The organism is Candidatus Reidiella endopervernicosa, from assembly GCF_013343005.1.
Classification (GTDB): domain Bacteria; phylum Pseudomonadota; class Gammaproteobacteria.
This window is the reverse complement of the sequence record NZ_CP054491.1, coordinates 951,098-971,351: the sequence shown is the minus strand read 5'-3', so window position 1 is coordinate 971,351 and position 20,254 is coordinate 951,098. Positions and strand designations below refer to the sequence as shown.

At 57.4% G+C, this 20,254-nt stretch carries 21 protein-coding genes and 1 pseudogene; 14 read left to right on the top strand and 8 right to left on the bottom strand.

What is annotated here, in order from left to right:
• Window positions 1-33: 33 nt before the first annotated feature.
• Window positions 34-2,187 carry an adenosylcobalamin-dependent ribonucleoside-diphosphate reductase gene (locus HUE57_RS05465; RefSeq protein ID WP_078483903.1) on the bottom strand — a complete coding sequence of 718 codons (2,154 nt, stop codon included), beginning with the start codon at window positions 2,185-2,187 and terminating at the stop codon, window positions 34-36.
• Window positions 2,188-2,846: 659 nt separating this feature from the next.
• On the opposite strand from HUE57_RS05465, the gene HUE57_RS05460 reads away from it, so the two are divergent.
• From HUE57_RS05460 to HUE57_RS05430, 7 genes are all read left to right on the top strand, one after another.
• The gene (locus HUE57_RS05460; protein WP_172840292.1) at window positions 2,847-3,269 is read left to right on the top strand and encodes an FAD-binding oxidoreductase; all 423 of its coding nucleotides are present in this window, start codon (window positions 2,847-2,849) and stop codon (window positions 3,267-3,269) included.
• 261 nt (window positions 3,270-3,530) lie between these two features.
• Window positions 3,531-4,724 (top strand): cupin domain-containing protein, encoded by a 1,194-nt coding sequence (locus HUE57_RS05455; RefSeq protein WP_236725697.1) that lies wholly within the window; start codon window positions 3,531-3,533, stop codon window positions 4,722-4,724.
• Window positions 4,711-5,142, top strand: a complete 432-nt coding sequence (locus HUE57_RS05450; RefSeq protein WP_078483905.1) for a GNAT family N-acetyltransferase — start codon at window positions 4,711-4,713, stop codon at window positions 5,140-5,142. Before HUE57_RS05455 ends, HUE57_RS05450 begins: the two co-directional genes overlap by 14 nt.
• A 175-nt stretch (window positions 5,143-5,317) precedes the next feature.
• Window positions 5,318-6,532: an EAL domain-containing protein gene (locus HUE57_RS05445; protein WP_172840293.1), complete on the top strand. Its 1,215-nt coding sequence runs from the start codon at window positions 5,318-5,320 to the stop codon at window positions 6,530-6,532.
• 52 nt (window positions 6,533-6,584) lie between these two features.
• Window positions 6,585-7,049: a hypothetical protein gene (locus tag HUE57_RS05440; RefSeq protein WP_135622247.1), complete on the top strand. Its 465-nt coding sequence runs from the start codon at window positions 6,585-6,587 to the stop codon at window positions 7,047-7,049.
• Window positions 7,039-7,974, top strand: coding sequence for a protein-methionine-sulfoxide reductase catalytic subunit MsrP (msrP, locus tag HUE57_RS05435; RefSeq protein WP_135622249.1), 936 nt, complete (start codon window positions 7,039-7,041; stop codon window positions 7,972-7,974). The genes HUE57_RS05440 and msrP overlap by 11 nt, the downstream gene beginning before the upstream one ends.
• A gap of 165 nt (window positions 7,975-8,139) precedes the next feature.
• Window positions 8,140-8,469 (top strand): hypothetical protein, encoded by a 330-nt coding sequence (locus HUE57_RS05430; protein ID WP_078483909.1) that lies wholly within the window; start codon window positions 8,140-8,142, stop codon window positions 8,467-8,469.
• 7 nt (window positions 8,470-8,476) lie between these two features.
• On the opposite strand, the gene HUE57_RS05425 is transcribed toward HUE57_RS05430, so the two are convergent.
• On the bottom strand, window positions 8,477-9,757 hold the full coding sequence (locus tag HUE57_RS05425; RefSeq protein ID WP_236725698.1) for an AmpG family muropeptide MFS transporter: 1,281 nt from the start codon (window positions 9,755-9,757) through the stop codon (window positions 8,477-8,479).
• A gap of 131 nt (window positions 9,758-9,888) precedes the next feature.
• Here HUE57_RS05425 and HUE57_RS05420 point away from each other — a divergent pair, with 131 nt between their 5' ends.
• The gene (locus HUE57_RS05420; RefSeq protein ID WP_174672847.1) at window positions 9,889-10,518 is read left to right on the top strand and encodes a thermonuclease family protein; all 630 of its coding nucleotides are present in this window, start codon (window positions 9,889-9,891) and stop codon (window positions 10,516-10,518) included.
• A 41-nt stretch (window positions 10,519-10,559) separates the two neighbouring features.
• Here the strand turns inward: HUE57_RS05420 and HUE57_RS05415 are convergent, their stop codons facing one another.
• Complete coding sequence (locus HUE57_RS05415; RefSeq protein WP_174672678.1) at window positions 10,560-10,766, bottom strand: hypothetical protein; 207 nt, start codon at window positions 10,764-10,766, stop codon at window positions 10,560-10,562.
• Between the two features lie 110 nt (window positions 10,767-10,876).
• Here HUE57_RS05415 and HUE57_RS19575 point away from each other — a divergent pair, with 110 nt between their 5' ends.
• Window positions 10,877-11,002, top strand: a complete 126-nt coding sequence (locus HUE57_RS19575; RefSeq protein ID WP_272902020.1) for a hypothetical protein — start codon at window positions 10,877-10,879, stop codon at window positions 11,000-11,002.
• Window positions 11,003-11,102: 100 nt separating this feature from the next.
• Window positions 11,103-11,750 (top strand): orotate phosphoribosyltransferase, encoded by a 648-nt coding sequence (pyrE, locus tag HUE57_RS05410; protein WP_078483923.1) that lies wholly within the window; start codon window positions 11,103-11,105, stop codon window positions 11,748-11,750.
• A 144-nt stretch (window positions 11,751-11,894) separates the two neighbouring features.
• On the opposite strand, the pseudogene HUE57_RS05405 reads toward pyrE, so the two are convergent.
• A pseudogene (locus HUE57_RS05405) lies at window positions 11,895-12,616 on the bottom strand (sulfite exporter TauE/SafE family protein).
• Between the two features lie 154 nt (window positions 12,617-12,770).
• On the opposite strand from HUE57_RS05405, the gene HUE57_RS05400 reads away from it, so the two are divergent.
• Window positions 12,771-13,406: a DUF4124 domain-containing protein gene (locus HUE57_RS05400; RefSeq protein WP_078483912.1), complete on the top strand. Its 636-nt coding sequence runs from the start codon at window positions 12,771-12,773 to the stop codon at window positions 13,404-13,406.
• 5 nt (window positions 13,407-13,411) lie between these two features.
• On the opposite strand, the gene argB is transcribed toward HUE57_RS05400, so the two are convergent.
• From argB to coaBC, 4 genes are all read right to left on the bottom strand, one after another.
• The gene (argB, locus tag HUE57_RS05395) at window positions 13,412-14,308 is read right to left on the bottom strand and encodes an acetylglutamate kinase (RefSeq protein WP_078483913.1); all 897 of its coding nucleotides are present in this window, start codon (window positions 14,306-14,308) and stop codon (window positions 13,412-13,414) included.
• 68 nt (window positions 14,309-14,376) lie between these two features.
• Entirely contained in the window at window positions 14,377-16,899 is a 2,523-nt protein-coding gene (locus HUE57_RS19000) for a phosphomannomutase/phosphoglucomutase (RefSeq protein ID WP_078483914.1), read from the bottom strand.
• A gap of 342 nt (window positions 16,900-17,241) precedes the next feature.
• The gene (dut, locus tag HUE57_RS05385; protein WP_078483924.1) at window positions 17,242-17,697 is read right to left on the bottom strand and encodes a dUTP diphosphatase; all 456 of its coding nucleotides are present in this window, start codon (window positions 17,695-17,697) and stop codon (window positions 17,242-17,244) included.
• A gap of 29 nt (window positions 17,698-17,726) precedes the next feature.
• Window positions 17,727-18,938: a bifunctional phosphopantothenoylcysteine decarboxylase/phosphopantothenate--cysteine ligase CoaBC gene (gene coaBC / locus HUE57_RS05380; RefSeq protein WP_078483915.1), complete on the bottom strand. Its 1,212-nt coding sequence runs from the start codon at window positions 18,936-18,938 to the stop codon at window positions 17,727-17,729.
• A 95-nt stretch (window positions 18,939-19,033) separates the two neighbouring features.
• Here coaBC and radC point away from each other — a divergent pair, with 95 nt between their 5' ends.
• The 3 genes from radC (at window position 19,034) to rpmG (ending at window position 20,216) form a co-directional block, all read left to right on the top strand.
• The gene (gene radC / locus HUE57_RS05375) at window positions 19,034-19,708 is read left to right on the top strand and encodes a RadC family protein (protein ID WP_078483916.1); all 675 of its coding nucleotides are present in this window, start codon (window positions 19,034-19,036) and stop codon (window positions 19,706-19,708) included.
• A 103-nt stretch (window positions 19,709-19,811) separates the two neighbouring features.
• Entirely contained in the window at window positions 19,812-20,048 is a 237-nt protein-coding gene (gene rpmB / locus HUE57_RS05370; protein ID WP_078483917.1) for a 50S ribosomal protein L28, read from the top strand.
• Between the two features lie 12 nt (window positions 20,049-20,060).
• A complete protein-coding gene (rpmG, locus tag HUE57_RS05365) occupies window positions 20,061-20,216 on the top strand; it encodes a 50S ribosomal protein L33 (RefSeq protein ID WP_078483918.1) in 156 nt (51 codons plus the stop codon).
• Window positions 20,217-20,254: the final 38 nt, after the last annotated feature.

The following is a 20,254-nucleotide window of genomic DNA, read 5'->3' as shown; positions in this document are numbered from 1 at the left end:
GGTTGGCGCTGTGCGCCGGTTCGGTTCCGTTCCCTAGAACTTCCCGTAGTAACCCTCTTTCATTGCGTCGTAGAGATTGGCGGCGGTGTGCATCTCGCCGTCGTATTCGATCTCTTCATTACCCTTCACCTCGAGGATCTCACCACCGTCGAGTTCGAAGCGGTAGGTGGTGTTCTCCAGGTCCGCCTCTTTGACCAACACACCCTGGAACGCCTCGGGGTTGAAGCGGAAGGTGGTGCAGCCCTTGAGACCCTGCTTGTAGGCGTAGAGGTAGATATCTTTGAAATCTTCGTAGTCGTAGTCGGTTGGGACATTGGCAGTTTTGGAGATCGATGAGTCGATCCACTTCTGCGCCGCGGCCTGCACATCGACATGGGCACTCGGCTTGATATCATCGGCAGAGATGAAGTAGTCGGGCAGCTTCTCTTCGGCCTCTTCGGAGAAGGGCATCGCCTTGGCGTTGATCAGCTCACGGTAGGCGAGCAGCTCGTAGGAGAAGACGTCCATCTTCTCTTTGGTCTTCTTGCCTTCGCGGATGACGTTGCGGAAGTAGTGGTGGGCGAAGCTTGGCTCGATACCGTTACTGGCGTTATTGGCCAGACTCAACGAGATGGTGCCGGTGGGGGCTATCGAGCTGTGGTGGGTAAAGCGTGCGCCGTGCTCGGCGAGCTGCTCAACCAGCTCCGGCTCTACCTCTGCAACCTTCTGCATGTAGCGGCTGTACTTGGCATGCAGCGCGCTGCCCTTGATCATATCGCCCGGCTTGAAGCCGTCGGTAACCATCTCGGGACGCTTGAAGAGCATCTCGGGGGTGACTTCGAACTCTTCGATCAGGATCGGCGCGGCGCCCTTCTCTTTGGAAAGCTCCAGTGCACTCTTCCAGCCAACAATCGCCATCTCACGGGTCACCTTCTCGGTGAACTCGAGCGAACCTTCTTCGCCATACTTCATACCGAGCATGGTCAGCGTGGAGCCGAGGCCGAGATAACCCATGCCGTGGCGGCGCTTGGTTTCGATCTCTTTACGCTGCTGCTCGAGCGGCAGACCGTTGATCTCAACCACGTTATCGAGCATGCGGGTGAAGATGCCGACGGTCTTGTCGAAGTTTTCCCAGTCGAAGTGCGCCTCGTCGGTAAACGGATTAACGACAAACTGGGTCAGATTGACCGAGCCGAGCAGGCAGGAGCCGTAGGGGGGCAGACCCTGCTCACCACAGGGGTTGGTCGCACGGATGTTCTCGCACCACCAGTTGTTGTTCATCTCGTTGTACTGATCAATAAGAATGAAGCCGGGCTCCGCATAGTCATAGGTGGAGGCCATGATCACATCCCAGAGGCGCTTGGCCGGGACGGTGCGGTAGATGCGACAGGCGACCAGACCTGCCTCATTGGTGACGTAACCCTCTTTGGTCGACCAGTCACGCCAGATCACCTGCTCGGGATCGTTGATATCGAGCTTGTCGGTATCGACCTCTTTCTGATCAACCGGGAAGGCGAGCTTCCAGTCGATGTCGGCCTTGACCGCCTCCATGAACTCCTTGGTAACCAACAGCGAGAGGTTGAACTGGCGCAAACGTCCGTCCTCACGCTTGGCACGGATGAAATCCATCACATCGGGGTGACCGACATCGAAGGTCGCCATCTGTGCGCCGCGACGACCGCCAGCAGAGGAGACGGTGAAACACATCTTGTCGAAGATATCCATGAAGGAGAGCGGCCCGGAGGTGTAGGCACCCGCACCAGCGACAAAGGCACCCTTGGGGCGCAGGGTGGAGAACTCATATCCGATACCGCAGCCCGCCTTCAGCGTCAGGCCCGCCTCGTGAACCTTGGAGAGGATGTCATCCATCGAATCGCGCACGGTGCCGGAGACGGTGCAGTTAATGGTAGAGGTGGCGGGTTTGTGCTCCAGCGCACCGGCATTGGAGGTGATACGACCGGCGGGGATAGCACCGTGCCGCAGCGCCCAGAGGAACTTCTCGTTCCACTCCGCCTGCTTCTCGGGGGTTGTCTCAACCTCGGAGAGGGCGTGCGCTACACGTTTGTAGGTATCGTCGATATCACGGTCGACAACGGCACCATCTTTAGCCTTCAGACGGTACTTCTTATCCCATATATCGAGAGACGCGGACTGGAACGGAATTTCACTCACGTGACCACCAACACTATTAACCTGCACGGGTTTCATTAACGGAGACTCCCCTTATTATCGTATGGATACAGCAACGCTGCTGCATCAGACCCATTCCCTTGAAGACGGATTCTTGTTGTAAACGCCTCTACCACAAGATGTAGTGGCGAGATCCGAGTACTTTAGGCGTCAAACCCACACCTGTCAAGGGAGATTACACGATTATTACTCCATACAAAACAACGACTTACAAATTTTTCCAGTAGAATCATCAAGATAGAAACGATAGTTACAGCAAACCCCTACAACACTAGATCTAGTGGTCACTATAAACAGCTTATCCACAGCTTATTAACCCCTCAATGTGGACAAATTGTCGCATTATTCTGCTGAACAGGCCCCCACACACCCTGAGCACGCCCCTATCTGGAGATCAGTCAATTCGATTTCAGCGACCACGAAAAACACACCCAATAAACACGATTTGCCACAAAAACTGAGGCCGACTCAACGATCTGCACATGGCGCTCGAACAAGCGAGATATCCATTCAACCCTCTACCACCCAATAGGTAGGAGAGGCGCCTCGTTGCGAAACCAGATAACAGACAGTGAAACCAACTCCCACCAGCAAATATTTGTCTATTGCCGTTTGCCTGCCTTCTCTCCAGATCGATCCTTTATACTGATCGCCCAATTCGTTGTCCGAACTGAATCGTGAAACTATCGCCACTCCTCTTGCCGATCCTGCTACTTCTGCCGCTCCCCAGCCTGGCCGCAGAGACCCTTCGTCCCTTCAGCAGTGACGGCTGTAGCCTGTTTCCCGACGGCACCCTGTTTAACAACGAACTCTGGCTCAGCTGCTGCGTTGAACACGACCTGCGTTACTGGCGCGGTGGCAGCTATGCCGAACGCATCACCGCCGACCACGCACTTGAACAGTGTGTCGCGGCACGGGGCGAAGCGGGGGTGGCGGCGCTGATGTATAGCGGCGTGCGCATTGGCGGCTCCCCCTTCTGGCCGACCCTCTACCGCTGGGGCTACGGCTGGGATTTTCTGCGTGGCTACAAACCACTCTCTGCCGATGAGCTGAAGCAGGTGGAGCGTGAGCTGGCACGAGCAGGCAAGAGCGCCAATTAAGAAGATTTCGACGCCATTGGTGGGAGTGAACCCCATACCCCCGGATTGCGCGTTGCTCCATCCGGCTACAGGAGCTGCAGGACAATGCAGAATCGAAAACAGACGTATGAGAAAATGGCCGGATACCGATAGCGGCGGCCACCACGGTAGATGACGTAGCCCGGATGGAGCAACGCGCAATCCGGGAAGCCGCTCGGCCTACGAGAGCGTATTGGTACACCAACCGGCAAAACTAAAAACGAAATACAGATTGGAGATGATGTGACCTCAATCCCGTTACTCAACCTTGGTGAGCTGACCACCGAGCAGTTTCTCGCCGACTACTGGCAGCAGAAACCGCTGCTGATCCGCCAGGCCTTTCCCGGCTTCACCTCCCCCGTCTCTGCCGAGGAGCTGGCCGGGCTTTCGCTCGAGGAGGAGGTCGAATCGCGACTGATCATTGAGAAGGATGGTCTCAAGCCTTGGCAGATAGAGCACGGCCCGTTTGAGATTGAGCGCTTCGCTGAGCTTCCCGAAAGCCACTGGACGATCCTGGTCCAGGAGATCAACAAACACGTACCGGAGCTGGCGCTGCTGCAGGAGCGCTTTAACTTCATCCCCAACTGGCGTCTCGACGATGTGATGGCGAGCTACGCCCCCGATCAGGGCACGGTCGGCCCCCATGCCGATAACTACGATGTCTTCCTGATTCAGGCCCACGGCCAGCGTCACTGGCAGATCAATAACACCCCGCCCACCGATGAAGATCTGATCCCGGGACTCGACCTGCGCATCATGCGCCACTTCGAGAGCGAGCAGGATTGGGTGCTGGAGCCGGGCGATATGCTCTACCTGCCGCCGGGTGTCGCCCACCACGGTGTGGCGCAGGGCGACTGCATCACCCTCTCGGTCGGCTACCGCGCCCCGGCGGTGACCGATATCGCCTCCCACTTTCTCGCCGAGCAGATCGCCGAGATCGACCCGGAGCAGTTCTACAGCGATCCCCAGCCAGCGCCGCAGCCACATCCCGGCGAGATCAGCGCCGAGGCGCGAGAGAAGATTCGTCAGATCATCCGCAACCTGCCGCTCGATGACGCCACCATCGACCACTGGTTCGCACGCCACACCACCGACATTCGCCCCGGTCACACCCTGCCCGACCCGGATGAGGAGCTGACCCCGGCAGCGCTGCATGAACGGGTCACTGCAGGCGAGACGCTGTGGCGTAGCGAGTACTGCCGTTACGCCCACTACACCGACGAGTCCGGCAAGATTCGACTCTTTGTCGCGGGCGAGGAGCAACCGCTCGCAGCAGGGCTCGAGTTCGCCGCCACCCTGCTCGCCGGACAGCGCACCTACAGCGCCGTCGAACTCGTGCCGCTGCTCGGTCTGCCCGGCTTCTCAGAACTGCTCTGTGCACTGCACAACGAGGGCTGCCTCTACTTCCCCGAGGATGAGGACGATGAGCCGGCCTGAGTTCACGGTTCGCATTGCCGACTGGCAGCTCGACCGGAGCGCACTGCGCACCATCCGTGAACTGGTCTTCATGGTTGAGCAGGGGGTGAGCGAGGAGCTGGAGTGGGATGGTGAGGATGAGGCGGCGATCCATCTGCTCGCCTTTGATCACTCGGGTCAGGCCATCGGCACCGCCCGCATGCTCCATGATGGCCATATCGGTCGCATGTCGGTCGTAAAATCCCACCGCACCAGAGGCGTTGGCAGCGCGCTACTGCGCAAGCTGATCGAGATCGCTGAGGAACGTTCAATGCCCTCACTCAATCTCGACGCACAGACCCACGCGATCGGCTTCTATGAGCGCTTCGGCTTTACTGCCGAGGGTGATACCTTTCTCGATGCCAACATCCCCCACCAAAGGATGAGACGGGGTCTATAATCAGGCTGTATTAGTTGATCAGAATCACCACACACAATGTGTTTTCTAGTCAATTTGCCCGCGATAGGCATAGAATCGTGAGGGTGCCGCCATGGAAGCAGCCAAAACGTTCAGTGACACGAGCTCTGAAGGCTTAGAGTCCCCTGTCAGTCATTTAATAGAAGGGCGCCGCAACTTGGACAATCAACGACACCATCAGACTTTCTCCCACGATGAGGTGATCTTTTGTGAAGGCGATCAAGGCGATGTCGCCTATCTGGTTGAACGCGGCCAGATCGAAATATCCACCCAGGTCGACGATCGAAAACTGGTCGTTGCCGTACTGCAGAAGGGCGAGCTGTTTGGTGAAATGGCACTGATCGACGACAGCCTGCGCTCCGCCACCGCTACCGCTCTGGGCGAGGTGGATCTGGCGATCATCAGCCGCGAATACGTCAGTAACAAGATGAATAACGCCGACCCGCTGATCAACCTGCTGCTGCGGGTAATCCTACAGCGCTTCCGCAAGTTGCAGTGCCACGATAACGGTGCGGTTGTTGAAGACCAGAAAACCAACGAGTACTTCGAGAAGTTTCGTGAGAGTGCCGTACAGCGACTGAAGATGGAACAGGAGCTGCAAGAGGCGATCGAGCAACGCCATCTGGTGCTCTACTACCAACCGATCGTCTCAACCGCGACCGGCTATATTGGCGGTTTTGAAGCGCTGGTACGCTGGAACCATCCCGAGCGCGGCATGGTGCCACCCGACCAGTTCATCCCCCTCGCCGAGGAGTGCGGTCTGATCGTCCCACTGGGGCTCTGGGTGCTGCAGGAGGCGTGTAATACCCACGTCAAGATGCAGAGCATCTTCAAAGAGCACCACCCCCATATGCCGCCGCTCTACATGAGCATCAACGCCTCGGGGCGACAGTTTGCCGACCAGCACTTCATCGACGACATTCGTGCCACACTCGATGAGAGTGGTGCAGATCCGACTGAGATCAAGATCGAGATCACCGAGACGATGCTGATGGAAGACCCGAAACACGCCATCAAACAGCTGCTGGAGATCAAATCACTCGATTTGCGTCTCGCCCTCGACGATTTCGGCACCGGCTACTCCAGTCTCAGCTACCTGCAACACTTCCCCATCGACACCCTGAAGATCGACCGTGCCTTTGTCAGCACCATGCTCAAAGACCCGCGCTGCATGGCGATTGTCGACTCCTTGATTGGTCTGGCCCACAACCTTGGCATGGACATCATCGCCGAGGGTGTTGAGGAGGTACCAGAGTTCCACACCCTGCGCGACGCCAAGTGTGAATACAATCAGGGCTACCTCTTCTCCCGCCCTCGCCCGCAGGATGAAGCACTCGAACTGCTGGTGCAGGGCAACATCCCTAAAGGGTAGGCGCATACACCAAGCTCACAACATGACCATTTCTCAGTTCAGCAGGACCATCGTGGCGCTCCTGTTTGCCCTCACACTTACTGGCTGCGGCAGCGATCCCGACTCTGCCGAGACTCAGATTCGCGCCATGATCGATCGCACCGAAGAGGCGGCTGAGGCGCGTGAGCTGGGGACGTTTCGTACCATCCTTGCCGACGAGTTCAACAACCGCTCAGGCATCGACCGCAAGCAGGCGATCAACCTGCTGCGCCTGCAATTTTTCCGTAACAAACGCATCCACCTGTTGACCCGGATCAAATCACTCAAGATCGGTGAAAACGACGATGTGGCAGAGATGGTATTGATGGTGGCGATGGCAGGACAGCCAATCGGCAATCTCGATGCGCTGGTCAATCTGCGCGCCGATCTGCACCGCTTCGATCTACTGCTGATGAAGATCGATGATGATTGGCAGATCGTCGAGGCAACCTGGCGTCGCGCCAGCTCACTGGAAGAGATGCGTAGCAGTGGTGATTAAATCGCCCAGCGACATCACACCCTCAGAGACCACATCAGAGTCGATCTACCGACAACGGCGACGCTTTCTGCAGCAATCAGCCGCACTGCTCGGCTCCGCCCTGCTCCCCACCACACCACTGGCCGCCGCGCCGCGCTCCCCCTACTCGACCGATGAGCCGCTCACCCCGCTCAAGTCGATCACCAGTTACAACAACTTCTATGAGTTCGGCACGCAAAAGGGAGACCCATCACTCCGGGCAAGCGCCCTCGAGACCGAGCCCTGGTCGGTAAGCATCGATGGCGAGGTCGCCAAACCGACCCGCTTCACGCTTGAGGATCTGCTCAACCCCTTCTCTATGGAGGAGCGTAACTACCGCCATCGCTGCGTGGAGGGGTGGTCGATGGTGATCCCCTGGCTGGGCTTCCCGCTGGCAGCGCTGATCAAACGCGTGCGCCCCACCTCGCGTGCAAAATATGTCGCCTTCACCAGCCTCTACGATGCCGACCGACCGCTGCCGGGACAGCAGCGCCGTTTGTTGAAATGGCCCTACCAAGAAGCGCTACGTATCGATGAGGCGACCCACCCTCTCACCCTGCTCGCCACCGGCCTCTATGGCGACCCGCTACCAAACCAAAACGGCGCGCCACTACGACTGGTCGTGCCGTGGAAGTATGGTTTTAAGAGCATCAAATCGATCGTGCGCATCACCCTGACCGAGCAGCGCCCCAAGACAACCTGGAATGAGATGTCGGACGACTATGGTTTCTACGCCAACGTTACCCGCGAACATCCCGAGTTCAAATGGAGCTTCAACCGCGAGCGACGCATCGGTGAACTGCAAAAACGCGACACCCTACCCTTTAACGGCTACGCTGAGCAGGTCGCACAGCTCTACCCCAACGGCGATCCCGATCTAAATCTACGACGAGCCCATCGGCGCTAAGCTACTCCACCTAGCAGACTGCTTGAGTACCCACTGTGATCCATTTCGCAATTCTGCGAAAAAGTTTACTATCCTTGAATGTAAGGGATCCGCATTGAGGTTAGACGCCTCACTGTGAGGGGCCACAGGACGACCGTAACCAATAATAATTAGCGGAACTCTACAATGAGCAGACTACAGAAAAACCCGAACACCTTTACCAGCTTTCGCCTTGTCTACGCGATTATCTTCTTGGTGATCGGATTCTCATTCGCCATCATCGGCATGCTGATCAGCAACCATCCGGAGATGGTCACCTGGCTACCCTATATTCGCCCTGAAGCGGGGCTGCCACTGGTCTTCTCCGGTGTAATCAGTGTCGCCTTTGGTATCGGTGCACTACACCTGATTCTCAACCGGCGCATGGATAAGTCGGAGCGTCGCCAACATCAGATGCCGATCGGTTTTGCCGATCGTCGCAGTGGTCATGAACGGCGCTACCACGACGAGAGCTGAGCCAGACTCAGAGCGCTCTCGCCTCGACCATCAGCCCATTTCGCTCAGGCGAGAAGCGGCGCAGAATCCACAGACCCGGAATCGCAATCAGGGTGCAGACAATAAAAAAGCTGAACCAACCAACCCCTTCGGCCAGATAACCGGTCGGTGCCGAGGCGATCACTCGTGGTATTCCCATCAATGAACTAAGCAACGCGTACTGGGTCGCCGTGAAACGTTTATTGGTCATGCTCGCCATGAAAGCGACATAGGCTGCCGTACCCATCCCCCCGGAGAAGTTCTCGAAGGCGATCACCGCCGCCAGACCACTGAGAGAGTTACCCATCAGCGCCAGCACTGAGAAGCCTGCGGTTGAAATCGCCTGTAGAAAACCGAATAACCAGAGTGAGCGGAAGATTCCCAGTCGCAGGATCATCACACCACCAACCAGACCACCGATGATCGTCGCCCAGAAACCAAACAGCTTCGCCACCGCACCCACCTCGGTCTTGCTAAAACCGATCTCCAGATAGAAGGGCATGGTCATGGCGCTCGCCATCGTATCGCCCACCTTGTAGAAGAGGATGAAGGCGAGAATCCAGAGCGCCTCGGGACGCTGGAAGTAGTCGACAAAGGGGTCGATCACCGCCTCACGTAGCGTCTTGGGCGTCCCCTCCGCCTCCACTGGTTCACGCGCCAGCAGGGTGGTAACGACGGCAATCAACATCGTCGCCGCCATGATTAGATAGACCGTCTGGAACGAGACGTGATCGGCCAGAATCAGGCCGCCACTACCGGCCAGCAACATACCGATACGATAACCGTTCACGTAGAGCGACGAGCCGAGCCCCAGCTCCTCATCGCGCAGATCCTCACGACGATAGGCATCAACAACAATATCCTGTGAGGCGGAGAAGAAGGTGACCAGCAGCGCGACAAAGGCGAGCAGCCACGGCTGTTCAACGGGATTGACCATGCCGAGAGTAGCGATCGCCACCATCAGCAGCAGCTGTGCCAGCAGTAGCCAGCCACGGCGGCGTCCGAAGAGCTTCAGGGTAAAACGGTCAAATATCGGAGCCCAGAGAAACTTCAGCGTGTAGGGGAGGCCCACCAGGGCGAAGAGACCGATGGTACCGAGATCGACCCCCGCATCACTCATCCACGCCTGCAGCAACGAGATCGTCAGTAGCAGTGGCAGACCACAGGCAAAACCCATCGCAAAGGCGACCACCATTCGCACACTGAAGATCGAACGCACCATCTCATGCATCGACCGTTCACTGCCTTCACTCTGCTTTGAATCCATCATCTACCCCGTGATTAACCGCGCCAGTCTACTTGGCTGCTCGCTTCGACTAAAGCAGCTCTCTCCAGTTCCATTGTCACCGCTCGACCACTCACCTATGCTCAATCCCTTCTTGATCGGATAAGGGACTATCCATGCGCACCACCGCGCTGCTTCTACTACTGACACTCACCGCGACGATTAATGCCGAGATCTATCGCTGGCGCGATAGTAGTGGTCAGCTCCATTTCGGTGATCGTCCCACCTCTGGCGCGGAACAGGTAACACTACCCGGTATCGACCTTGAGCGGTCACGTTATCCGCTCGACAAGGTGATTGATGGCGACACCATCCGCCTCAAGGATGGACGCAGTGTGCGGCTACTCGGCATCAACGCTCCCGAGGTGGCCCACCACAACAGCCCCGCACAGAGCGGTGGCGACGCGGCGAGAGAGGCATTAGTCGCACTACTGCCCGAGAAGAGTGTCATCCTGGAATTTGATCGCGAACGCCACGACCACTACGACCGCCTACTCGCACATCTCTTCAACGATGATGGCGAGAACATCAATAGTAAGCTGCTTCGCCAGGGTATTGTTTATCAGGTTGCCCGACCTCCCAATCTCAAATATGCCGACGACTATCGGAGCGCCGAACAGCAGGCACGTCGTGAACAGCTGGGCATCTGGATGCTTGATGAGTACCAGCTCACCCCAGCCAGTGGGGCGGACAAGTTTCGTAACAGCTTTCGCCGTCTCACCACCCACGCTGACCGCCATGGATAGCGAAGCGAGGGCGGTTAGTCCGCGATAGTCGACGCCGTCGCCTATTCGTAGTTGAGAGCGCGAGCGAACGACGAAGAAGATGCAGCAGCGGCTTTATGTCGGCGTAGAGTCACTGAGGGAGTTGTGTAGAGCCGCGAAGAGGTGATTACGCAACGAACGCAGGACGGTCGGGGCGCCGCAGGCATAAACGGTCGCGTTAAGTATTTGCCGCTTGCTTGGGCTTGGATGCCCAAAACAAACTTTCGCAAAATAGCGACTCCCCGGACTGATCAGCATCAAAAAACGGCGCAAATATAGTGAGGTTGAGTTTGAGGGGCCGCTTACCGCCAGAATCGAAAATAGTCTTCTCGAACAGCTAATGGCAGCAGTACCGGGACTACGCCAACCGGGCACGCCCCTGGTTATCCGCGGCTGGGTCGGCACCCGTAGCGGCATACCCTCGATCAAAATCACCCACGCCTCTCAGTTTGAATCGACGCAGTGAGAAGAGAGTCGCCTGTAGTTTGATACGCCTGCAGCCGTGTTAGAATCTTGCGCCACCGAATACCGGTCCAAACACTGACTTCAGGAGTAAACCCATGTCGCTGCAACAGTACCAATCCGATTTTCTCGACTTCGCTATCGAGGTCGGCGTACTTCGCTTCGGTGAGTTCACCCTCAAGTCGGGCCGTGTCAGCCCCTACTTCTTCAACAGCGGCCTGTTCAACACCGGTGCTGCACTGGCCAAGCTGGGGCGTTATTACGCCGCCGCCCTGGAGTCGAGCGGCATCGACTACGACATGATGTTCGGCCCCGCCTACAAGGGCATCCCACTGGTTGCGGCAGCATCAATCGCACTGGCCGACCACCACGACCACAACGTCCCCTACTGTTTTAACCGCAAAGAGGCGAAGGATCACGGTGAGGGTGGTAGCACCGTCGGCGCCGAGCTGAAGGGCAAGGTAATGATCATCGATGACGTGATCACCGCCGGTACCGCGATCCGTGAGTCGATGGCAATCCTCGAGGCAGCGGGCGCTAAAGCGGCAGGCGTGGCAATCTCACTCGATCGTCAGGAGCGCGGCACCGGTGAGACCTCGGCGATCCAGGAGGTCGAGGCGAGCTATGGCATCAAGGTGGCGAGCATCGTCACCCTCAACGACCTGATCACCTATCTCGACGGCAGAGGCGGCATGGAGAGTGAGCTCGAGGCGATTCGCAACTACCGCACCGAGTACGGCATCAAACTCTAGCAGACCGTGAAATTACTACTCACGCGACATGATTCGGCGTTGAAATCACCCTCAAAATGCTCATTTACTGTAAGTAAACTGCGCTTTTTCGGCCAATTTCGCCCTGTCTCATGCTCGCCTGAGCGCATTTCAACACTCCGCTAACTAACCAACGATTAGCTTCAACCCCACAAGCAGGGTAATCACCTCAAATCCGCGCTTGATCCAGCGACTCCCCTTCTTGATCGCCATATGCGCACCGATGTAACCCCCCAGCAGCGAACCGGCCAGCAGTCCAAGCGTCACCGCACCAGTACCGTTCCAGAACATGCCGACCAGAATCAGCGTGTAGGCGACCGCACGGCGGTAGTCGAGACCAAACCAGCGCACCAGCCAGAGAGTGACGAACAGACCGGTTCCCGAGGTGAGCGAACCATTGAGCACGCCGATCAGAAACAGCACACCACCACCGAGCAGGTAGCCGCGCCGATTGCGGTTAATCGGTGCATGCTTTTCACCAAGACCCGGATTGAGCCAGGAGTAGAGCCCCAACCCCATGGTCAGCACACCGAGTGCCATCTGTGCGGTTCTATCTGGAATCTGTAACACCAGCATCGCCCCCACCACCACACCGGGCATGCCGGTGGCGAGGATAAAGAGGGTGAAGTTGCGCTCCAGCGCCCGCTCACGCGCATGACGGATGGTGGCACCGATACCCAACGCCACGCTCGCAACCTTGTGGGTCGCCAACGCCAAAGCAAAGGGTAGACCGAGAAAAATCAACGCGGGCAGCTGAATCAGCCCCGCGCCCCCCCCCCGGAGAAGGCGGAGAAGATGTTCGCAACCAACGAGATGAGAAACAGCAGAAGTTGTTCGGTAAGCTCCACGATTACTATTATCCCGTTTTAATCATCGACTTGCATCACACCATTCAACCTGATTGAATGACAAAAAGTTCAAGGAACCCTTGCTAAATTGTGGACTCATAGGGTCTATGATCACTAGTAACCAGGTGGCTCCTGACGATAACTACAGGCTCAGATGAACAGACTCCTCGGTATTACGACAACCGCACTGCTACTGGTGCTGGTGCCACTACAGGTGGCCTCTGCTGCCAAGCTCTATCGCTGGGTAGACGAGTCTGGCCAGGTCCACTACGGCTATACCGTGCCGCCGGCCTATGTAAAACAGGGCAGCGACGAGCTAAGCAACCGCGGACGCACCGTGAGTAGCACCCCACGCGCCAAGACCCAGGAGGAGATCGCTGAAGAGAAGCGTATCGCCGCCGAAAAGAAACGCCTTGCCGCCAAAGAGGCGGAGCGTAAACACAAGCAAGATATCTACGACTCCATCCTGGTCAGAACCTACGGTTCGGCTAAGGAGATCGAGATGGTACGCGACCGCAACCTCGAGGCCATCGATGCATCCATCATCACCTCTGAAGGGCGTATCGAGAAGCTATCGGGCGACCTGGGCAATCGTAAAAAAGAGGCCGCCACACAGGAGAGGCGTGGCAAGGCGATCAGCGCCACCATGCGCGACGGAATCGCCATGGTTCAATCACAGATCGCAGAGAACCGGGCATTCATCGAGAATAAACGAGTGGAACGAGCCCAACTTGTAGAGAAATATGCCAAAGCAATGGAACGCTTTCTGCAGTTACGCCCCACCAGATAGTGCCCCTAGTCGGCGCGAATCAATGTACCAACACCCTCGTCAGTAAAGAGCTCCAGCAGCACTGCATGCTCAACACGCCCATCGATGATGTGCGAACTCTGCACACCGCCCTGCACCGCCTCCAGCGCGCAGCGAATCTTTGGCAACATGCCACCGTGAATGGTGCCATCCTTGATTAGCTCATCGACCCGATTGACCGAAAGCCCAGTCAATAGCTCTCCCTCCTTGTCGAGCAGACCGGCGGTATTGGTAAGCAGCATCAGCTTCTCAGCATTCAACGCCTCGGCCACCTTACCGGCGACCAGATCGGCGTTGATATTATAGGATTGGCCATCGTCACAGACACCGATCGGTGCGATTACCGGGATAAAATCACCGTGCACCAGCATCTCAACCACTGAGGTGTTGACCTTATCGACCTCGCCCACATGACCCAGGTCGATGATCTCGGGCGCATCCAGCTCGGGGTCGTTTCGACTGAGCTTGAGTTTCTTCGCCTGGATCAGACCACCATCCTTTCCTGTCAGACCGACCGAGCAGCCGCCGTGACGACTGATCAGATTGACGATCTCTTTATTGACCAGACCGCCGAGCACCATCTCAACCACGTCCATCGTTTCGCTGTCGGTCACCCGCATTCCTTCGATGAACTTGCTCTCCTTACCGATCCGCTCCAGCAGGTTACCGATCTGCGGCCCACCGCCGTGCACCACTACCGGATTGATCCCGACCTGCTTCATCAGCACCACATCACGGGCAAAGCCGCTCTTCAGCTTCTCATCGACCATGGCGTTACCGCCATATTTGATCACTACCGTCTTGTCGCTGAAGCGCTGGATATAGGGCAGCGCCTCGGAGAGCACATGAGCGGTATTCATCGCGGCGGAAGGGTCAAGACTCATCTCTATTATCTCTCTTGGTTCATCGCTGAGCAGGAGGCGAAGTATACCCCGTCACCTGTCGTCTTTTTTCAGAATGGCAGCTTGATATTGCGGTTGATCTTCAACATCTCGACATGGAAATGCTTCTGGATCTTCGATAGCGCCGCCTCACTGTTGGCCTCAAAGCGCAGCACCAGACAGGGGGTGGTATTGGAGGCGCGCACCAGACCCCAACCCTCCTCATAATCGGCACGAATGCCATCAATGGTGGTCAGCTTCGCACCCTCAAAATTACCACTCGCCTGCAGCGCCTTCATAAAGCGGAACAGCTCACCCTCGGCCATTTCCACCTGCAGCTCTGGGGTGTTAACGCTATCGGGCAGCGCATCGAAAAGAGTACCGCTGCTATCGGCACTGGCAGAGAGTATCTCGAGCAGTCTGGCGGCCGCGTAGAGTGCATCATCGAAACCGAACCAACGCTCCTTGAAGAAGATATGACCGCTCATCTCGCCAGCCAGCAGAGAGCCGCTCTCCTTCATCTTCGCCTTGATCAGCGAATGGCCGGTATTCCACATCGTCGCTTTACCACCCGCCTCGCGGATCACCCGCTCGAGGTGACTGGAGCACTTAATATCGAAGATGATTTCGGCACCCGCGTGACGTGAAATCACATCGCGGGCAAACAGCATCATCAGTCGGTCGGGCCAGATGATCTTACCGTTGGAGTCGACCACCCCGAGGCGATCACCATCACCATCGAAGGCGAGACCGATATCGGCACCCTGTCCGGCAACAGCGGTAATCAGCGCCTTAAGGTTCTCAGGATCGCTCGGATTGGGGTGGTGGTTGGGGAAGTTGCCATCAACACTGCAGTAGAGCTCCACCACATCACAACCTAGCTGACGTAGCAGTATCGGAGCTATCTTGCCCGCTACACCGTTGCCACAGTCGATCACCACCTTAAGGCCGCGCTGTAGCCGGACATCCTTGAGAACACGCTCGCTATACTCGTTCTCCAGCTCAACGCTGTTGACCTCACCATCACCGCTGAGGAAATCCTCATCCTCAATACGGCGGCGCAGCTTCTGGATCGCATCCCCGGCAATCGTCTCTCCACGCAACACAATCTTCAGGCCATTGTAGTTGGCTGGGTTGTGGCTACCGGTCACCATCACGCCCGAGGTACTACCGAGCAGGTTAGTCGCAAAATAGAGTAGCGGTGTCGGTACCATGCCGATATCGATCACGTCGCGACCACTCTCACAGATACCTTTGATCAGCGCATCGGCAAGCTCGGGGCTGGAGTTACGACCATCACGCGCCACAATCACCGCCTGCTCACCGAGCTCGAACGCCTCACTGCCAATGGCACGGCCGATATCCTCAACGATCTCAGCAGTCAGCGTCTCACCGACCACACCACGAATATCGTAGGCACGGAAGATGGGATTCACGTTCTCATCCTCATCGACAATCATTGAGGTATCGTCGCCCTGAAAAATCAGACTCGGGCCGAGATCATCTTTCAGCTTGTCATCACCGAAGATCTCATCCTCGAGCGTCGACTCACCTCCATCCGCACCATTTTCTTGTGCAGCCTCATCAACACTTTGAGCAGCTGCACCACGACCACCACGGCCCATCTGCACCAGCAGCGCCAGGGTGTCGCGGCAGCCTACCAGCGCAGCGCGCTGTGGTTCCACCACGCGTCCCTCGCGCATCGCTTTGACCATGTTGATAACGAGCGCCATATCGCTGCGCAGCGCACCACTGATCTGGCGTAACACCATCACCAGAACAACCAACAGGATGGCAATCGATGCGCCGGCAACCACCCAGATCAGCAGCGGATCACTACCGCCGCTTGCCGGTGGCTGTGGCCAGAAACGCACACTCCAGCCTGTACCCGCAATCTTGCTCGTATGCACAGATGTCGTGCCTTTGAGCGCCACCGCACCCTTGGCCGCCAGCTTCATACGGTCGCCTCCGACCCCTTGCTGCAGCTCAACATATCCACCGGGGTTGGCAATCTTACCGATCGTCGCCTGCAGCCCCTTCACCGAGAGCGCGATCTGCAGTGCACCGACGATGGTGCCGTCGCCCGACTTGATCGGTCGTACGATATCGATATGTTCCTGCGTGCTGTTAAAGAGATGAATCTCAATGGCTGGCTTTTCACCCTTATCAGCGCTGTGTAGCAGATCGAGACAGGCGTAACTGAGATTGGGCGTGGTGGTGGTATCAACCGTATCGACACCGGGCGGCAGCAGCCGAACCAGCAGTGCATCGGGGAAGGCGTAACCGAGCTGTTCGGCGCGTGCGCTCAACGCCTGCGGTTTACCCTCCACCAACAGCTGCGCCAGTGAAGGCTCAGAGGCGAGCTTATCGGCCATCGCGCTGTAGTGATTGATATAGGCAGAGACCCTGGCGCTATGCGCCCTGGCGAGCAGATCATAGTGAGCCGTCTGGCCGCTATCATCGCCATTCGAGAGCTGCATCTGCGCCACAAAGGCCGTGGCCGCAAAGAGTATTGCCGCCGTAACAGCAACAACCATGAGCGGAATCACAAGGTGGATTCCACCCCGGATTGAGGGTTTTTTCTTAGCCTTCATAGAAGCTCCATTCTTCTAACTTATCCACGCATCCATCCGGGAGTCGCTATTTTTGCGGAAGCTTGTTTTGGGCATCCAAGCCCAAGCAAGCGGCAAATACTAACGCGACCGTTTATGCCTACGGCGCCCCGACGTCCTGCGTTCGTTGCGTAATCACCTCTTCGCGGCTCTACACAACTCCCTCAGTGACTCTACGCCGACATAAAGCCGCTGCTGCATCTTCTTCGTCGTTCGCTCGCGCTCTCAACTACGAATATGCAGACGGCGTCGACTATCGCGGACTAACCGCCCTCACTTCGCTCTCCATGGCGGTCAGCGTACGATGCCGAAAGTTGATGGAAATCAGTGGCGACCAGAGTGGCCAAAACCACCCTCGCCACGCTCAGAGCTCTCAAACTCCTCGACCACCTCAAAATCGGCCTGCACCACCGGCACCACCACCAGCTGTGCAATACGCTCACCGATTTCGATGGTAAAAGAGTCGGAACCACGGTTCCAGCAGGATACAAAGAGCTGTCCCTGATAATCGGAATCGATCAGACCGACCAGATTACCGAGCACAATGCCGTGTTTATGTCCGAGACCGGAACGCGGCAGGATCACCGCAGCGAGTGAGGGCTCACAGACATGGATCGCGATACCCGTCGGGATCAGGATCGTTTCGCCGGGGGCGATCACCGTCGTCTGCTCAAGTGCGGCGCGAAGATCCATCCCAGCCGAACCGGGGGTCGCGTAGTGCGGCATCGGAATCTCGTTACCGATCCGTGGGTCGAGTATCTTCACCTCAATCTTCTGCATCTTCTCACTCACTGTAGTCTCTCTACTCTTTATCGTTGTTGAGTCACGGCAAAACGTTCCGCAACTACATTAATCAGTGTTCGCGCTAACTGCCGTTTCGGCTGCTGCTCAAGCAGCTGTTCTCCTCCCTGCCAGAGCAGGTGGAGACTATTATCGTCACTATCGAAACCCGAACCGGGCAATCCGACGCGATTGGCGGCGATCATATCGAGCCGCTTCTGCTCCAGTTTGTCGCGTGCATAGTCGAGCACCTGATCGGTCTCGGCGGCAAAACCGACCGTGAACGGCGCACTATCGAGCGCTGCAACGCCAGCAAGAATATCGTTCGTACGCTCAAGCGATAGCGAGAGTGATGCCTCAGACTTTTTCATCTTCTGTCCCTGCACCTCGGCGGGTCGATAGTCGGCCACCGCGGCGGTGGCGACAAAGATATCGCACCCCTCGATGGCCGCCATCACTGCACGTTCCATCTCGGCAGCGCTCTCAATATCGATCCGCTCAACACCCGCCGGGGTGGAGAGCACCACCGGCCCCGCCACCAGCACCACCTCAGCACCGGCAGCAGCCGCAGCCTCGGCCACCGCAAACCCCATCCTGCCGGAACTGCGGTTGGTGATATAGCGCACCGGATCGATCGGCTCGCGAGTCGGGCCAGCAGTAACCACCACCTTTAAGTTGTTCAGCGGCCCCTCAACAAGACGCTCTACCACCCGCGCCAGCAGCGCGCTCGGCTCAACCATCCGCCCTGGCCCCACCTCGCCACACGCCTGCTCACCACTATCGGGACCAACCAGCTCGATACCGCGCTGTAGCAGGATGCGTGCATTCGCCTGGGTCGCCTCGTCCTGCCACATCACACGGTTCATTGCCGGGGCGAGCAGCAGCGGTGCCTCCGCTGCCAGCACCAGGGTGGTCAGCAGATCATCGGCCCCGCCATGGACCAGCTTCGCCATGAAATTGGCCGTGGTCGGTGCCACCAGAATCAGGTTGGCCCAGCGTGCAAGTTCAATATGGCCCATCGCCGCCTCACTCTCGCTATCGAGCAGCTGGCTGTGGACCGGGTGGTCGGAGAGTGCCTGCAGGGTCAGCGGGGTAACAAACGACTCCGCCGCCTCACTCATTACCACTCGCACCTCGGCCCCTGCGCCGCGTAGCAGGCGCACCAGCTCCGGACACTTGTAGGCGGCGATGCCACCGGTAATGCCGAGGAGAATTTTCTGACCATTGAGGGGCTGATCCATAATCGTGACGATTCTACATAAACTTTCAAACAATGCGGATAACCGATTAATATTAACCGGCGGCAGGATGCCGTACCGACAACAGGGAGTTGAATATGCCGATCACCGACTGGCCCGCCGAAGAGCGTCCCCGCGAGAAGCTGCTACAACGTGGCGCGACCGCCCTCTCAGATGCAGAACTACTCGCCATCTTTCTCCGCACCGGTACCCGCGGCAAGACCGCCGTCGACCTGGCGCGTGAACTACTAGCGGAGTTCGGTAGCCTACGCGCCCTGCTCAGCGCCGATCAGAAACAGTTCTGCAACGGACTCGGTCTCGGCAGCGCCAAGTACGCCGTGATGCAGGCCACTCTGGAGATGGGCAGACGCCATCTGCACGAGACCCTGCTCAGCGGCGATGCACTGACCAGCCCCGACCAGACCCGCCAATACCTCACGGCACAGCTGCGTGACTACCAACACGAGGTCTTCGCCGCCCTGCTGCTCGACAACCGTCACCAGGTGATCCGTTTTGTCGAGCTCTCCCACGGCACCATTGATGGGGCCAGCGTGCATCCGCGCGAGGTGGTCAAAACCGCACTCTCATTTAATGCCGCCGCTGTAATCTTTGCCCACAATCACCCCTCCGGGATCGCCGAGCCAAGTCAGGCCGATCAGCGCATCACCGAACAGCTCAAGGCCGCACTGGCACTGGTCGAGATCCGGGTGCTCGACCACCTGATCATCGGTAACGGTGAGAGCCACTCATTCGCCGAGCACGGATTGCTGTAAAATAATCGCGCCGCTGCCTTGCCTCACCAGATTGAATTTGCTATAAAGTGCGGCTCTTCGGCACGTTGTATGCGTGGCCTCAAGAATTTTACGGAGATTTACGATGTCCAAAGTATGTCAGGTTACCGGGAAGCGCCCCGTTGCCGGAAACAATGTGTCCCATGCGAAAAACAGGACGAGACGCCGCTTCTTGCCTAACCTCCACACCCACCGCTTCTGGGTTGAGAGTGAGAACCGCTTCATTCGTCTGCGCGTATCTGCCAAGGGCATGCGCATTATCGACAAGAACGGTATCGATTCAGTCCTGACCGACATGCGCGGTCGCGGCGAAAAGGTTTAAGGGGAATTTATCATGCGTGAAAAGATTAAACTGGTTTCAAGTGCCGGCACCGGCCACTTCTACACCACCATGAAGAACAAGCGTAACACCCCTGAGAAGGTCGAGATGATGAAGTTCGACCCGGTTGTTCGCAAACACGTCTCCTACAAGGAAGCGAAGATCAAGTAACAGCGATCTCGTTCCAGCAACAAACCCGCTGCGGCGGG